The sequence below is a fragment of the Stappia sp. ABD4_338 genome, assembly GCF_056312175.1.
Map to the genome: position 1 here is coordinate 2418111 of NZ_CM149982.1, position 16117 is coordinate 2434227.

Below are 16117 nucleotides of genomic sequence, written 5' to 3' on the forward strand. Positions count from 1 at the left end.
CACGCGTGACCGCCCGCCGGACACGCCACCCTGGCAACGGATGACAGCACAGCCATGACGGGCCCGACAGATGCCCCCGATGCAGCCGCGCCCCGGCCCGAGAGGACCGGAGCGACGGCTCGCGTCGTTTTCCAGCCAAGCGGACGGCGTGGCGAGTTCCCGGTCGGAACGCCGCTGCTCGACGCGGCGCGCTCGCTCGGCGTCTATGTGGAATCCGTGTGTGGCGGCCGCGGCATCTGCGGACGCTGCCAGGTGTCCGTATCGGAAGGCCGCTTCGCCAAGGAGAAGCTGACGAGCGCGGCGGAAAACCTTGGCGAGGTCACCCGCGCCGAGGCCCGCTATGCGGAGCTTCGCAACCTGCCCGCCGACCGCCGCCTCTCCTGCCAGGCGACCATCGAGGGCGATCTCGTCATCGATGTGCCGGTCGACGCACAGACCAACCGCCAGCTCGTGCGCAAACGCGCCGAGATGGTCAATATCGCGCCCGACAGCGCCATCCGTCTCGTGACCGTGCGGGTCAGCGAGCCGGACATGGACCAGCCGCTTGGCGACGGCGACCGGCTGCTTGCGACCCTTGCAGCCGAAACCGGCATCGAGGGGCTCACGCTTGCTCCCGTTCTTCTGCCGCGCGTGCAGCAGGTCCTGCGCAAGGGTCAGTGGCAGGTGAGTGCCGCGATCTGGCAGGACGGCCCCCATGCGGCCGAGGTCGTGGCGCTCTGGCCGGGCGTGAAGGAGACCGTCTACGGTCTTGCCGTCGATATCGGCTCGACCACCATCGCCGCGCATCTGAGCGACCTGGTCACCGGTCGCACAGTCACTTCGGCCGGCACCTCCAACCCGCAGATCCGCTTCGGCGAGGATCTCATGTCGCGGGTCTCCTACGTCCAGATGAACCCGGAGCGCCTGCCCGATCTCGTCTCCACCGTCCGCGCGGCCGTGGACGCGCTGGTCGCCAAGCTGGTGGCCGATGTCGGGGCGACGCGCGCCGACGTGCTCGACGCGGTGATCGTCGGCAATCCGATCATGCACCACCTGTTCCTCGGCATCGACCCGAGCGAGCTTGGCGGCGCTCCCTTCGCGCTCGCCGTCTCCGGCGCGGTGCATCAGCACGCGGACTCCGTGGGACTTGAGCTGAATCCGGGCGCCAGGGTCTACCTGCTGCCCTGCATCGCCGGCCATGTGGGGGCGGATGCGGCGGCGGCCACGCTCGCCACGCGCCCCTTCGAGGCGGACCCGCTTACGCTGCTTGTCGACATCGGCACCAATGCGGAGATCGTCCTCGGCAATCGCGAGCGGCTTCTGGCTGCGAGCTCCCCGACCGGCCCCGCCTTCGAGGGCGCGGAGATTTCCTGCGGCCAGCGCGCGGCCCCGGGCGCCATCGAGCGCATCCGCATCGATCCGGTGACGCTGGAGCCGCGCTTCAAGGTGATCGGCCTGGAGGAATGGTCCGACGATCCGGAGTTCGCGGAGAAGAAGGACCAGGTCGGCGTGACCGGCATCTGCGGCTCCGGCATCATCGAGGCGGTGGCCGAGCTGTTCCTCGCCGGCGTCATCACCGAGGACGGTCTCATCGACGGTCGCCTCGCGGCGAAGAGCCCGCGCGTCGTGCAGCGCGGGCGTACCCATGCCTATGTGGTGGCGCAGGACGGGATCGAGATCGCCATCGGCCAGCGCGACATCCGCTCCATCCAGCTTGCCAAGGCCGCGCTCTACGCGGGCGTGAAGCTGCTGCTCGACAAGCTCGGCAACCCGGAGCTCGGCCGCATCCGCCTCGCGGGCGCCTTCGGCAGCTATATCGACACGAAATACGCCATGATCCTCGGCCTCATTCCCGACTGCGACCTTGCCGAGGTGTCGAGTGTGGGCAACGCCGCCGGCACCGGCGCGCGCATGGCGCTGATCAGCCGTGCCGAGCGGCGCGCGATCGAGCGCGTCGTGCGCGAGATCGAGAAGATCGAGACGGCGCTGGAACCACGCTTCCAGGAGCATTTCGTCAACGCGATGGCCCTGCCCAACAAGGTCGACCGCTTTCCGAAGCTTTCAAGCGTCGTGACGCTGCCGCTTCCCGCGCCCGAAACACCCGACGACGAACAGTCGGAGGACGCGGGCAACCGCCGCCGGCGCCGGCGGCGCGGCTGACGCCAGCCACGGCCGGCTCAGCGATCGCCGTCGAACTGCCAGCGGCGCTGGTCCCAGAGTTTTTCGCCCACGAGACAGTCATAGGGCTCGGGCGCCGCGAACTGGACCGGCACGATATCGCCCTCCTCCGCCATTGCGGATGCGACTCTACGGTCGCCCGGTTGCCGGGGAACAAGCCCGCCGATCTCAAGAACGAGCTTGCGCCGGACGGCCTCGGCGAACTGGTCCCAGCCATCGACCGGCAGGACGAAGCTCGCGGGTCCGCCGACCACGCAGCGGCGGTAGTATTCGTCGAGGTCGGGGATCGAGAACATGGTTCCGAAGCCGTCGGAGGTCATCATCGGCAGGCCGTTGATGGCGATGCCGCGTGCGACGGCCGCATCGCGGGCGCCGGTGACCGGCGCGCCCTGGTTGTTCGGCCCGTCACCGGACACATCGATCACGAGCCGGTCGGCGCGATAGGGCACGGTCTCGAGAAGCGCCATTCCGGTCAGGATCGCGCCGGAAATGGAGGTTCGCCGCGCGCCCCGGCTATCCTGCCTCCTCAGGCGGGCGGCGACCGTGGCCGCATCCGCGCCGTCCTCGATCAGGGTCCAGGGCACCAGTTGGCGGGTGCTGGTGTCCGCGGCCCATTCGAAGATGGTGACCGCGATCCGCCCGTATGCTCCGCGAGAGATCGCCCGCAGCACCTCGGGGCTGGTGATCGCCTCGGCATAGCCCCGGCGCTGGATGGCAAGCTCCTCGAACGACATGGACCGGGACACATCGACGGCCAGAACCAGCGCGACATCGACCCGGGCGCCGCCTGCATCGCCCTCCTGCGCGGACGCGAACACAAGGCTGCACAGCACAAGAAGCGGAAGGATCCCGGCCCGTGCGGAATGCCTCGCCCGCCGCGACACGGGCGCCCCCGCTCGTATCAACCGGGAAAGCGCGATCTTCAGCATGACGCAAGGGTAACGAAAGTCCCTGCCAGCGCCACCTGAAACAGCGCGGATCACGCAAGCGTGTGCGCGATGCGTCACCCGGATACCCGGGTTTGAAACCACCTTGCGCCCGTGCATGATGCCGCCCCTGCCAAAAGGAGCCCACATGCGCGCGCCCCGCATCTACATCACCGGAGCCTCCTGCGCCGGCGTCACCACGCTCGGCTCGGCCCTTGCCGGAGCTCTGGATACCGTTCACGTCGACGTCGATGACTACTACTGGCTGCCGAGTGACCCGCCGTTTTCCAGAAAGCGTCCGCCCCTGGACCGCCTCCCTTTGATCGACGATGCGCTGGGAGGGGACGGCTGGGTGCTGACCGGGTCCTTTGATGGCTGGGGAGATCCGCTGATCGACGGCGTCGACCTCATCGTCTTCGTGGCAACGCCGACCCTGTTGCGCATGGAGCGCCTGAAACGGCGTGAACGCGAGCGCCATGGAACGCGCATCGATCCGGGCGGCGACATGCACGAGATCCACACAGCCTTTGCCGACTGGGCCTCGCGCTACGACGACCCGGGCTTTTCAGGCCGCAACCGCGCCCGCCACGAGACCTGGCTCGCGGACCAGAGCGCACCGGTCCTGCGCGTTGATGGCAGCCGGCCGGTGGAGGAACTGGTGGAAACAGTCCGCGCGGCGGCTCCCAAGGGTGTGGCCCCCTAACCTCACCCCCGCCGCCGTCTTCGGCGGCCGCCGCTTTCGCCGTCCTCCCCGGACGGCTGGGGGGCCGCGGGCGGAGAGACAAGCGGGCCGAGCCGTGCCACGATCTGGTCCACCGTGGGGCGTTCGCCCTTTTCATGCGTATCGAGCGCCTGGCGCATGGCGGCGAGATGCGTGAAGGAGGTTCCGCAACACCCGCCGATGATGCGTGCGCCGACATCGACGGCAAGGCGGGCATAGTCGCCCATCAGCTCCGGCGTGCCCGTGTAGACCACCTCGTCGCCCCGGATCACCGGGATGCCGCAATTGGCCTTGGCCACCACCACGGCCTGCGGATAGGCCTCGGTGATCTCCAGGATGGCGGCGAGAAGGTCCGAGGCGCCGACGCCGCAGTTCGAGCCATAGGCCACCGGTTCGCAGGCGAAATCCGACGAGAGCCGGCCAAGCCCCTCGGGCGCCAGCCCCATCATGGTGCGCCCGGCGGTGTCGAAACTCGCCGTCACCACGAAGGGCAGGCCCGCGCGATGCGCGGCCTCGGCCGCCGCCTTCATCTCCTCGGGCGCGGACATGGTCTCGATCCAGGCGACATCCGCGCCGCCCTCCTTCAGCCCCTCCACCTGCTCGGCGAAGGCGTCCACCGCCTCGTCGAAGGTCAGGGCGCCGAGCGGGGCGAAGAGTTCGCCCGTCGGGCCGACGGAACCGCCCACGACCACCTTGCGCGGGGCCGCGTCCGCCACCTCGCGCGCGAGGCGCGCGGCGGCGGCGTTCAGTTCACGCACGCGATTTTCCATGCCGTGAAGCTTGAGGCGGTGCCTGTTGGCGCCGAAGGTGTTGGTGAGGATGATGTCCGAACCGGCCTCCACGAACCGCTGATGCAGCGTGCGGATCCGGTCGGGATGCGTGAGCGTCCATTCCTCCGGCGGATCGCCGGAGGTGAGCCCCATGTCGAACAGGTTGGTGCCGGTCGCCCCGTCGGCGAGCAGCGTGCCCTTTTCGGCCAGAAGCGCTTCAAGCGCGTTCATCGGAAATCCTTTCCTGACCTCAGCTGCGCGGCTTCAGGTTCTGCGGGTCGTAGAGCGGCGCATAGCCGACGCCCGCGACCTCCACCGGGAAGCTCTCGGCGAAATACTCGACGCAGAGCTTGCGGCCGACCTGGGCATACTCATGCGGCAGATAGGCCAGAATGATGTTCCTGCCGACCGTCGGACCATAGGCCACGGACGTGGTGTAGGACAGGCGGCCAAGCTCGTCGACGAGCGTCTTCCCCGTCTCCGGGTCGACGACCGGCAAGGTTCCGACGGGATAGCGGGCGACGCCGGCCGCATCCACATTGTCGGTCATGACGAGCGTGCACAGCATGGCGGGCTGATGCGAGCGGGCGCGATACTCCAGATGCTTCGCCTTGCCGCGGAAGTCGGCCTCCTTGACCTTCGGGCGCGCCAGGTCCGCCTCGTAGAGGTTGTACTGGGTCAGAAGGTCGGCGTTCTGCAGGCGCAGCGACTTCTCCAGGCGGCGCGAGTTCGCGTAGGTTTCCACGCCAACGGCGATGACGCCGAGCGCGCGCAGCGCATCCCAGACCGCAAGGCCGTCGTCATATGCCATGTGCAGCTCCCAGCCCTGCTCGCCCACGTAGGACAGCCGCAGGGCCGTGACCTTGCGGCCCGCGATATCGATCTGCCGGATCGCCGCGAAGGGGAAGTTCTCCGGATCGAGCGCCGAGGGATCCGCGACCACCTTCTTCAGGTTCTCGCGGGCGTTCGGCCCCCAGATGCCGATGGTGGTGAACTTCTCGCTGACATCGGTGACCGTGACGTCGAAGCCCTTGTCCTGCGCCACACGCTTCACGTAGTGGAAGTCGCGCGGTCCGGCGTCGGCGCCGTCGACGATGCGGCAGCGGTCCGCCATGCGGAAGACGGTCAGGTCGGCGCGCACCATGCCCTCGTCGTCGAGGAAATGGGTGTAGATGCCCTTGCCGATGTTGCCGTCACCGCCGATCTTCGCCGCGCACAGCCATTCGAGCAGTTCCACATGATCGGGCCCCTCGACGTCGAACATGTAGAAGTGCGAGAGGTTGATGAGCCCGCAATCGTCGCTCATGGCGAGGTGCTCGGCGTTGGACACGCGCCAGAAATGGCGGCTGTCCCACTCGTTCTCGCGCAGCGGCACCCGGTCGCCATAGGTCTCGAGCAGGTGTTCGTTGGCCGCGTAGCCATGGGCGCGCTCCCAGCCGCCCAGCTCCATGAAATGGCCGCCAAGCTCCACCTCGCGCTCGTAAAAGGGCGAACGCTTGACGCCGCGCGCGCTTGCATAGGGCTCACGCGGGTGGATCGCGGGGAAATAGATCTTCTGCGCCGCCTCGTAGCAGCGCCCCTCGATGAACGACTCCTCGAGCTGGTGGCCGTAGAAGCGCGAATAATCGATGGCCGCGTGGTCGATCTCCGTGCGTCCGTCCGTGATCCAGTCAGCGATCAGCTTGCCGAAACCGGGTCCGTCCTTGACCCAGATGGCAACGCAGTACCAAAGCCCGCGCACCTTCTGGCTCTCGCCGCAGGACGGGCCGCCGGCGGCGGAAACCTGCAGCAGGCCGTTGAAGGAATGGCCCTCGTTGTAGCCGAGTTCCGCCAGGATCGGCGTCAGTTCCATGGCGCGCTCGAGCGGCTCGATGACCTGCTCCATCTCGAGATCGCGCTGCGAGGGCGAGAGGCGCGCCTCGTGCTTTTCCTGCAGGTCGCGGGGGTGGCACATGCGCGGATGCGTCGTCTCGTAGTAGCCCCACTCGATCTGGCCACCCTCGGTGGTCTTCGGATCGCCGGTGTCGCGCATGTAGGCGGAATTGCCCTGGTCGCGCAGCAGCGGATAGCCGATGTCCTTCCCCGTTCCCTCGAACTCGTTGAACGGCCCGAAGAACGTCAGCGGATGATCGACAGGCATCACGGGCAGGTCCTCGCCGACCATCTCCGCGATCAGGCGGCCCCACAGGCCCGCGCAGACGATCACGTGGTCGGCCATGATGGTGCCGCGATGGGTGACGACGCCCTTGATGCGCCCCTCACCGACAAGCAGGGACTGCGCCGGCGTGTTGGCGAAGGCCTTGAGCTTCCCGGTCTTCTCGCCCTCGTCGACCAGCTTGCCGGCGACGGTCTGCGAGCGCGGCACCACCAGTCCGGCATCGGGATCGAACAGGCCGCCCTGGATCTGGTCCTCCTCGATGAGGGGGAACATCTCCTTGATTTCCGCCGGGGTGACGAGATGCGCGCGCGTGCCGAAAGCACGGCCGGAGGTAACCTTGCGCTTGATCTCCTCCATCCAGGCGTCATCGCCCGTGCGCGCGACCTCGATGCCGCCGATGCGCCGGTAGTGGCCCATGCGGTCGAAGAAATCGACCGAGTAGAGCGACGTCCAGGTCGACAAGAAGTCGTGGCTGGTCGTGTAGCAGAAGTCGGAGGCATGCGCCGTCGAACCGATGTCGGTGGGGATGCCGGACTTGTCGATGCCGACGATGTCGGTCCAGCCGCGCTCGATCAGGTGGTGCGCGACCGAGGCGCCGACGATGCCGCCGAGGCCGACGATGACGATCTGTGCCTTGTCAGGAAACGCTGACATACTTCATCCCTCTTGCCTGGAAACGGCGACCGCGATCCCGCCGGCCACCGCCCGTCATGACCGTCCGCGACGGATCTTGGCGGGACGCCCAACGTGCCCGTCCGCTGCCGCGGGCGGCCGCCCGACGCGTCCCCTCGCCGCGCAGTATCGCCACCCGGCGCGGGGGCCGGTAGCCTGATTGCGTCATCGCGGCATCACCGCCACGACACGCTTCATCCAAAAACGCCTTTCGCGAAGAACGAAGTGGCGGCGCGTCACCCACCTTCCACCGCCCACCGGCCTTCCCTCGTGCGACACATCCCGCCCCGGCTGCCACGTCCGGCAGCGCACCGGCCGCAACCTCCCACGGCGCATGACGCTTTTAGAGAACCCGACGACGCTTTCGCGCGACAGGGTTCGCAGGCACAGGCGCACAGTGACGCGGACTGTCACCGGCTCCCGGTCCGCCAGGCGCGGAGGGAGGAACCAGGGAAAAGGCTGGCCAGGCATGAGCGATACAGAAACACGTGCGGGCCGCAGGGGGCGCGCCGCCAGAACGGAACGCCGGCGCTCCTCCGGCGGGGCCTCGGCGCCCTACATCACGCGCAACATTCCGCTTCTCGACTTCCTGAGCGATGAAGGCGCGGAGATCATCGAGGCCAACGCCGACCGGCTTCTGGCCGAGATCGGCATCGAGTTCCGGGATGATCCCGAGACGCTCGAGATCTGGCGCAAGGCTGGCGCCGAGGTCGACGGCGAGCGCGTGCGCTTTCCCAAGGGAATGCTGCGCGAACTGGTCAAGACCGCGCCCCTGACCTTCACGCAGCATGCCCGCAATCCGGCGCGCTCCGTCGAGATCGGCGGTGACAACACGATCTTCGCGCCGGTCTACGGCCCGCCCTTCGTCACCGATCTCGATCGCGGCCGGCGCTACGGCACCATCGAGGACTTCCGCAATTTCGTGAAGCTCGCCTACGCCTCGCCCTGGCTGCACCACTCGGGCGGCACCGTGTGCGAGCCCGTCGACCTGCCGGTGAACAAGCGGCACTTCGACATGGTCTACGCGCACCTGAAATACTCGGACAAGCCATTCATGGGGTCCGTGACGGCGCCCGAGCGCGCGCAGGACAGCGTGGAGATGGCGAAACTGGTCTTCGGAGAGGACTTCGTCGACCAGAACTGCGTGATGATCCAGCTCATCAACGCCAACTCGCCGCTCGTGTTCGACGCGACCATGCTCGGCGCGCTCAAGGTCTATGCGGCGGCCAACCAGGCGTGCATCGTCTCACCCTTCATCCTTGCCGGCGCGATGAGCCCGGTCACGGTGGCGGGAACGCTCGCGCAGGTGCTGGCGGAAGCGCTGGCCGGCTGCGCGCTGACCCAGTTGGTGCGCCCGGGAGCGCCCGTGGTGTTCGGCGCCTTCGTGTCCTCCATCTCCATGCAGTCCGGCGCGCCGACGTTCGGATCGCCCGAGGGCACGCTGCTGCTCAACGGCGCGGCCAAGCTCGCACGCCGGGCCGGTCTGCCGTTCCGTTCCGGCGGCTCGTTCACCTCCTCCAAGGTGCCCGACGCCCAGGCGGCGCAGGAATCGACACAGACCATCACCGCGACCCTGCTCGCAGGCGTCAACTTCTGCCTCCATGCCGCCGGCTGGCTGGAGGGTGGGCTGTGTTCCTCCTACGAGAAATTCGTCATGGACTGTGACCAGCTTGGCATGATGCATGTCCTGGCGAAGGGCATCGACCTGAGCGAGGAAGCCCAGGCGATGGACGCCCTCGCCGAGGTCGGTCCGGGCGGACACTTCTTGGGCGCGGCCCACACGCAGCGCAATTTCGAGAGCGCGTTCTTCCGCTCGGAGATCGCCGACAACAATTCCTTCGAGCAATGGACCGCCGACGGCGGCCTCGATGCGGCCTGGAGAGCGAATCGCAAGTGGAAGCAAACGCTTGCAGCCTACGAGCCTCCTTCGCTCGACCCCGCCATCGATGAAGCTCTCATTTCGTTCATGTCCCGAAGAAAAGAAGAATTCCCGGACAGCAACGTATAGTTCTCGCAAGTTTAGAAACGATCTTGCAAAACGAAAGATGAAAAACACTGAGGTCGGCGCATTCAATTTGCGCCGACCCGACGTCGTTGCATGACCAAAAAACACGCGGAAAGCCCAATTTCCAAGCAGTCTCAGAGACCTTGGCATTACAGGCCGCCACATTTTTTTCACAGCCCCCCTTCCAATGTGCCTCATATTTTGCTTAGCTTAACGCAATGACAGGGCTTGAACCGGATCGACAAGAGTTCGGAAGAGCGGCACAGAGGGGACAGCATGATAAACCGGCCATTTATTGGCGCGGCTGACTGCCCCTTTTTGTTTTTTTCTTAGGGGTACAGATGTCAGAAGCCAGGGGCGCCTCCGTCCGCTACGAAAATGTTCAGAAAAGCTATGACGGGGAAACCCTCGTCGTCAAAAATCTAAACCTCGACATGCCGCCGGGCGAATTCCTCACCATGCTGGGGCCGTCCGGATCGGGCAAGACCACCTGCCTGATGATGCTGGCGGGTTTCGAGCCGGCGACGCACGGCGAGATCTTCCTCAACGAAAGCCCGATCAACAACGTGCCCCCGCACAAGCGCGGCATCGGCATGGTGTTCCAGAACTACGCCCTCTTTCCGCACATGAGCGTGGCGGAAAACCTGGCCTTCCCGCTGCAGGTTCGCGGCATGGGCAAGGCGGAACAGGAAGAGAAGGTGAAGCGGGCCCTGGAGATGGTCGAGCTCGGCGCGTTCGGTTCGCGCCGCCCGGCCCAGCTTTCGGGTGGCCAGCAGCAGCGCGTGGCGGTTGCCCGTGCGCTGGTGTTCGAGCCCGAGCTGGTTCTCATGGACGAGCCGCTTGGTGCCCTCGACAAGCAGCTGCGCGAGCAGATGCAGTACGAGATCAAGCACATCCACGAGAACATCGGCGTCTCGATCGTCTATGTGACCCACGACCAGACCGAGGCCCTGACCATGTCGGACCGGGTCGCGGTGTTCAACGACGGCGTGATCCAGCAGCTCTCCCGTCCGGACGAGCTTTACGAGACACCGCAGAACTCGTTCGTGGCCCAGTTCATCGGCGAGAACAACAAGCTCTCCGGAACGGTCACCGAGGTCTCGGGCAGCTCGTGCGACGTGAAGCTCGATGACGGCACGATGCTCAAGGCGGAAGCCGTGAACATCGGCGGCGTGGGATCGCGGACGACCATTTCGCTGCGTCCCGAGCGTGTCGAGTTCGACACGAACGAGTCCATGGACAACCTCGTCAAGGGCCGCATCGAGGAGATGATCTATCTCGGCGACCACATCCGCGTACGCATGGCGGTTGCCGGCAACGACGAGTTTGTCGTCAAGGTCCGCAATCGCGGCGAGAAGCGCGACCTGAGCGTCGGCCAGATGGTCGAGATCGGGTGGGCGGCCGCCGACTGCAAGGCTCTCGACCCGGTCGACTGAGACCGGCGATCGACACGGGCGGCCCGGCGCAAGGGTCTTGCGCCCCGCCCTTCGGCGACGCGGTTTCGCCGCGTTGCCTTCGCACCCGGGCCAGCCCGGGCGATCAAGCAAAGCAAGGAGACGAACTCCATGACCTTCAAGACTGTCCTGCTCGCAGGCGCGGCGTCGCTTCTGATGACCGCCGGCGCCAGCGCCAAAGACTTTACCATCGTGTCCTGGGGCGGCGCCTACCAGAACTCGCAGAACAAGGCCTACGTCGAGCCCTATGCTGCGGAGCATCCGGACATCAACTTCATCTGGGACGAGTCGTCCAACGAGGCGGTCGCCAAGCTGCGCGCCATGAACGAGGCCGGCAACGTGACGTGGGATCTCGTCGACGTGGTCGCGTCCGACGCGATCCGCCTGTGCGACGAAGGCCTCGCCATGGAGATCGACGCGGACGAGGTTCTCGCCAAGGCTCCGGACGGCTCGCCGGCGAGCGAAGACTTCGGCGACCTTCTGGTTTCCGACTGCTTCATCCCGCAGATCGTCTACTCGACCACCTTCGGCTACCGCACCGATGTCGCGGAGTGGAACGGCAAGGAGCCGGAAGACATCTGCGCCGTGTTCGATCTGGAGAACTTCCCGGGCAAGCGTTCGCTCGAGAAGCGTCCGATCAACAACATGGAGTGGGCCCTTCTGTGCGACGGCGTGCCGAAGGACCAGGTCTATGACGTCCTTGAGACCGAGGAAGGCGTCGATCGCGCGCTTGCCAAGCTCGGCACGATCAAGGACCAGGTCGTGTGGTGGTCGGCCGGTGCCGAGACGCCGCAGCTTCTCGCCGACGGCGAGGTCGTGATCGGCTCGACCTACAACGGTCGCCTGTTCTCGGTGATCGAGGAGCAGGACCAGCCGGTCAAGATGCTCTGGGACGCGCAGGTGTTCGACCTGGACGGCTGGATCGTTCCCGCCGGCCTGCCGGATGACCGCAAGAAGATGGTCATGGACTTCCTGAAGTTCGCGACCGACACGCAGCGTCTCGCCGACCAGGCGAAGTACATCTCCTACGGCCCGGCCCGCAAGTCCTCGGCCCCGCTCGTCGGCAAGCACGCCGAGCTCGGCATCGAGATGGCTCCGCACATGCCGACCGATCCCGCGAACTCCAAGAACACCTTCCTCTACAATTACGAGTGGTGGGCGGACTATCGCGACGATCTGGACGCCAAGTTCCAGGCCTGGCTCGCCAGCTGATCCGGAAACGGACACAGCGCCGGACGGGATAATCCCGTCCGGCCGCGACACCGGCGCGCGGACGAAAGCCGTTTCGGCCCCTCGCCCGCGCCGCCTCTCCCCGGAGCTTCGACCCGGGGCATGATGATGAAGCTGTCCAACGCGCACCGCGACAGGCCCCGGCAAGAGGGCGAAACGCGCGATGATCCTGCAGCCGCGGGCAGTCAAACTCCCGGTCCGGACACGGGCCATCCAGGCTTCCCGGGCCCGCAAGGGGCCCTCGGCGCCAAGAACACTTCCGGGGCAGAGACAGCGGAATGGCAAGCGACACAACGGCCTCCAACGGGGACACGACAGGTCAGACAGTCCTGACCACACGCGACGGCACACCGCTCAAGGTGAGCCTGGCGCGGGCACTCAGGCGGGAGAAGATGCGCTCGCTGATGCTGATCGCGCCCCTCCTGCTCTTCATCCTGTTCAGCTTCGCGCTGCCCATCGCCGACATGCTGTTCCGATCCGTCGACAACCGGATCGTCGAGGAGACCCTGCCGCGCACGGTGGAGGCACTCGCGAACTGGGATCCGGCCTCGGGCGAGCTGCCCGGCGAGCCGGTCTACAAGGCCCTGCACGACGATCTCGTCATCGCGGCCGAGGAAAAGACCCACACGCGGCTCGGCTCGCGCCTCAATTACGAGGCGTCGGGCATGTCGAGCCTGTTCCGCAAGACCGGCCGGCGGGTCGACCGCATGGACGACGCGGAGCCCTACAAGGCCCAGTTCATCGACATCGATGACGACTGGGGCGACGTTGGCGTCTGGTCGGTTCTCAAGCGCTATTCGCCGGCCTACACCTCCGGCTACTTCCTGAACGCCGCCGACATGGAGCTCACGGCCGACGGCATCGAGTTCAAGCCCGAGGACGAGCGGATCTACCTGTTCCTGTTCGCCCGGACGCTGTTCCTGTCGCTGTCGATCACTTTCTCCTGCATCCTGCTCGGCTATCCGGTGGCCTTCCTGCTGGCGGCCCTGCCCGCGCGCTCGGCCAACCTGCTGATGATCCTGGTGCTGCTGCCCTTCTGGACATCGCTTCTGGTTCGAACATCCGCATGGAAGGTGCTGCTGCAGCAACAGGGCGTCATCAACGACTTCCTGGTCTGGACCGGGATCCTCAGCGATGCCGGCCGTCTGGTGATGATCAACAACCAGACCGGCACGATCATCGCCATGACGCACATCCTGCTGCCCTTCATGATCCTGCCGCTCTACTCGGTGATGAAGACCATCTCGCCCTCCTACGTGCGTGCCGCGAAAAGCCTCGGCGCAACCGACTGGACGGCCTTCTGGCGGGTGTATTTTCCGCAGACGGTTCCCGGCATCGGCGCGGGCGCGGTGCTCGTGTTCATCCTGGCCATCGGCTACTACATCACGCCGGAACTGGTCGGCGGCACCAGCGGCATCTTCATCTCGAACCGCATCGCCTACCACATCTCCAGTTCGCTGAACTGGGGTCTGGCGGCGGCGCTCGGCGTCATCCTGCTCGCGGCCGTCCTGCTGCTCTTCTATGTCTACGACAAGATCGTCGGCATCGATAACGTGAAGCTCGGCTGAGGAGACCAAGAAAAATGTCAGCTCTTCCGCCCTATGCAACGACCGGTCAGCATGTCTGGCACTATTCGTTCCGGACCATCTGCGGATTGATCTTCTTCTTCCTGATCTTTCCGATCATGGTGATCGTTCCGCTGTCGTTCAACGCCGAGAACTTCTTCACCTTCACGAAGGAGATGCTCGCGCTGGACCCGGCCGGCTACTCGCTCAAGCACTATGCGGACTTCTTCACGAATCCGAACTGGCAGCAGGCGATGTGGAACTCCTTCGCCATTGCCCCGGCGGCCACGATCCTTGCCACCTCGCTTGGCACGCTCGCGGCCATCGGCCTGTCGCAGAGCCATGTGCCCTACCGCTCCGCGATCATGGCGGTGCTCATCTCGCCGATGATCGTTCCGCTGATCATCTCCGCCGCCGGCATGTATTTCTTCTACTCGCGCGTCGGTCTTCAGGGCACCTACATCGGCGTGGTTCTCGCGCACGCCGCACTCGGCACACCCTTCGTCATCATCACGGTGACGGCGACGCTGGTCGGCTTCGACCGCTCCCTGACCCGCGCGGCGGCAAGTCTTGGCGCCAATCCGGTCACGACCTTCTTCAAGGTGCAGATGCCGCTCATCGTTCCCGGCGTGGTATCGGGTGCGCTGTTCGCCTTCATCACCTCGTTCGACGAGGTGGTGGTGGTGCTGTTCCTCGGCTCGGCCGGACAGAAGACCCTGCCCTGGCAGATGTTCACCGGCCTGCGCGAACAGATCTCGCCGACGATCCTGGCCGTCGCCTCGCTGATGGTGGCGATCTCCATCGCGCTGCTGACGGTGCTGGAACTGCTGCGCCGGCGGTCCGAGCGGCTGCGTGGGCTCTCGCCCTCCTGACGCTCCGGCGGCCCTTCGCCGACAAACACCGAAGCCCGGAATTGCCTGTCAGCTGCAATTCCGGGCTTCTTTTTTGCAAAAATTGAGTCAGAATTGTTCGAGATTGCCGCGAGCGCGTGCCTGACGCGGGCGAACGGCGGTCACCGAAATTCATGGCGGTTCGCCCCGCCTCCCTTTTTCCGGACCGGTGGCGGAACGCCAGTCACCGGGAAGTTCTCCCCGACCCCAGGGTCCGGGAGAACCCGACGGGGCGAACATCGCACGCAAGGCCTGGCGGGCCGGTTCCATCTGCGAACCGGCCCGCCTTTTTTGTTTCACGGATCCGAAACGGAAAACGGCGGGAGAAAACGGACATGGATCTCGACCTTCAGGCCACCATGCGCTGGCACAACGGCGAAAAGGGCTGGAAACCCTTCTCGGACGCGGAAATGGACCGCCGGCAGGCGGGGATACGCGCGCTGCTGGCGTCGCGGACCATCGACGCGGCGCTTTTCACCTCCTATCACAACATCTGCTACCTGAGCGGGTTCCTCTACTGCTCCTTCGGACGTCGCTACGGCCTCGTCATAGACCACGAGCGTGCGACGATCATCGCCGCCGGCATCGACGGCGGGCAGCCGTGGCGGCGCAGCCACGGCGACGTGCTGACCTATACCGACTGGAACCGGGACAACTGGTTCACGGCCGTCGGCGAGCTTGCAGGGACCGCGCGGCGCATCGGCATCGAGTTCGACCATGTCACCCTGGACACGATGGCGCGGCTGAAGTCCGCCTTCCCGAAGGTCGAGTTCGTCGACATCGCGGGCGACGCCATGCGGCTGCGCACGATCAAGTCGGCGGAGGAACAGGCCCTCATTCGCGAAGGCACGCGGATCTGCGACATCGGCGGCGCGGCCGTGGCGGGCGCGGTCGAGGCCGGGGTCCCCGAGCACGAGGTGGCGCTCGCGGGAACGCGGGCCATGGTGCGCGAGATCGCGGCCAGCTTCCCCTTCGCGGAACTCATGGACACCTGGACGTGGTTCCAGTCGGGCATCAACACGGACGGAGCGCACAACCCGGTCACCAACCGCAAGGTGGAGAGCGGAGACATCCTGTCGCTCAACTGTTTTCCGATGATCTTCGGCTACTACACCGCGCTCGAGCGCACGCTCTTTTGCGATCACGTGCCGGACGCGAACCTGAAGCCCTGGGAGATCAACTGCGAGGTCCACCGGCGCGGGCTGGAGCTGATCCGGCCGGGCGCGCGCTGCCGCGACATCGCCGCCGAACTCAACGAGATCTACCGCGCCCACGACCTGCTGCGCTACCGCTCCTTCGGCTACGGGCACTCCTTCGGCGTGCTCAGCCACTACTACGGCCGCGAGGCGTCGGTGGAACTGCGCGAGGACGTCGACACGGTGCTGGAACCGGGCATGGTGGTGTCCATGGAGCCGATGATCATGATCCCGGAGGGACTTCCAGGCGCCGGCGGTTACCGCGAGCACGACATCCTGATCGTGACCGGGGACGGCGCGGAAAACATCACGGGCTTCCCCTTCGGACCGGAACACAATGTGGTCGGCAAGGCCTCCGCAGGCGGATGAGACG

The 16117-nt window shown here is 66.2% G+C and carries 11 protein-coding genes; 8 read left to right on the forward strand and 3 right to left on the reverse strand.

The window, feature by feature from the left end:
• Positions 1 to 54: 54 nt before the first annotated feature.
• A complete protein-coding gene (locus ACYX4S_RS10945; protein ID WP_476360185.1) occupies positions 55 to 2139 on the forward strand; it encodes an ASKHA domain-containing protein in 2085 nt (694 codons plus the stop codon).
• Between the two features lie 17 nt (positions 2140 to 2156).
• Here ACYX4S_RS10945 and ACYX4S_RS10950 read toward each other — a convergent pair whose 3' ends face one another.
• Complete coding sequence (locus ACYX4S_RS10950; RefSeq protein WP_476360186.1) at positions 2157 to 3041, reverse strand: DUF1194 domain-containing protein; 885 nt, start codon at positions 3039 to 3041, stop codon at positions 2157 to 2159.
• Between the two features lie 190 nt (positions 3042 to 3231).
• Here ACYX4S_RS10950 and ACYX4S_RS10955 point away from each other — a divergent pair, with 190 nt between their 5' ends.
• Complete coding sequence (locus ACYX4S_RS10955; protein ID WP_476360187.1) at positions 3232 to 3786, forward strand: P-loop NTPase family protein; 555 nt, start codon at positions 3232 to 3234, stop codon at positions 3784 to 3786.
• Positions 3787 to 3788: 2 nt separating this feature from the next.
• Here ACYX4S_RS10955 and bmt read toward each other — a convergent pair whose 3' ends face one another.
• Positions 3789 to 4805, reverse strand: coding sequence for a betaine--homocysteine S-methyltransferase (gene bmt / locus ACYX4S_RS10960; RefSeq protein WP_476360188.1), 1017 nt, complete (start codon positions 4803 to 4805; stop codon positions 3789 to 3791).
• 19 nt (positions 4806 to 4824) lie between these two features.
• Positions 4825 to 7386, reverse strand: coding sequence for a GcvT family protein (locus tag ACYX4S_RS10965; RefSeq protein ID WP_476360189.1), 2562 nt, complete (start codon positions 7384 to 7386; stop codon positions 4825 to 4827).
• A 487-nt stretch (positions 7387 to 7873) separates the two neighbouring features.
• Between ACYX4S_RS10965 and ACYX4S_RS10970 the strand changes: the two genes are divergently transcribed.
• The 6 genes from ACYX4S_RS10970 (at position 7874) to ACYX4S_RS10995 (ending at position 16113) form a co-directional block, all read left to right on the forward strand.
• A complete protein-coding gene (locus tag ACYX4S_RS10970; protein WP_476360190.1) occupies positions 7874 to 9412 on the forward strand; it encodes a trimethylamine methyltransferase family protein in 1539 nt (512 codons plus the stop codon).
• 338 nt (positions 9413 to 9750) lie between these two features.
• Positions 9751 to 10845, forward strand: a complete 1095-nt coding sequence (locus tag ACYX4S_RS10975) for an ABC transporter ATP-binding protein (protein ID WP_476360191.1) — start codon at positions 9751 to 9753, stop codon at positions 10843 to 10845.
• A 129-nt stretch (positions 10846 to 10974) separates the two neighbouring features.
• Positions 10975 to 12075 (forward strand): extracellular solute-binding protein, encoded by a 1101-nt coding sequence (locus tag ACYX4S_RS10980; RefSeq protein ID WP_293721006.1) that lies wholly within the window; start codon positions 10975 to 10977, stop codon positions 12073 to 12075.
• A 296-nt stretch (positions 12076 to 12371) separates the two neighbouring features.
• Positions 12372 to 13661 (forward strand): ABC transporter permease, encoded by a 1290-nt coding sequence (locus ACYX4S_RS10985; protein ID WP_476360192.1) that lies wholly within the window; start codon positions 12372 to 12374, stop codon positions 13659 to 13661.
• A 14-nt stretch (positions 13662 to 13675) separates the two neighbouring features.
• The gene (locus ACYX4S_RS10990; RefSeq protein ID WP_293721003.1) at positions 13676 to 14530 is read left to right on the forward strand and encodes an ABC transporter permease; all 855 of its coding nucleotides are present in this window, start codon (positions 13676 to 13678) and stop codon (positions 14528 to 14530) included.
• Between the two features lie 353 nt (positions 14531 to 14883).
• The gene (locus ACYX4S_RS10995) at positions 14884 to 16113 is read left to right on the forward strand and encodes a M24 family metallopeptidase (RefSeq protein WP_476360193.1); all 1230 of its coding nucleotides are present in this window, start codon (positions 14884 to 14886) and stop codon (positions 16111 to 16113) included.
• Positions 16114 to 16117 lie beyond the last annotated feature (4 nt).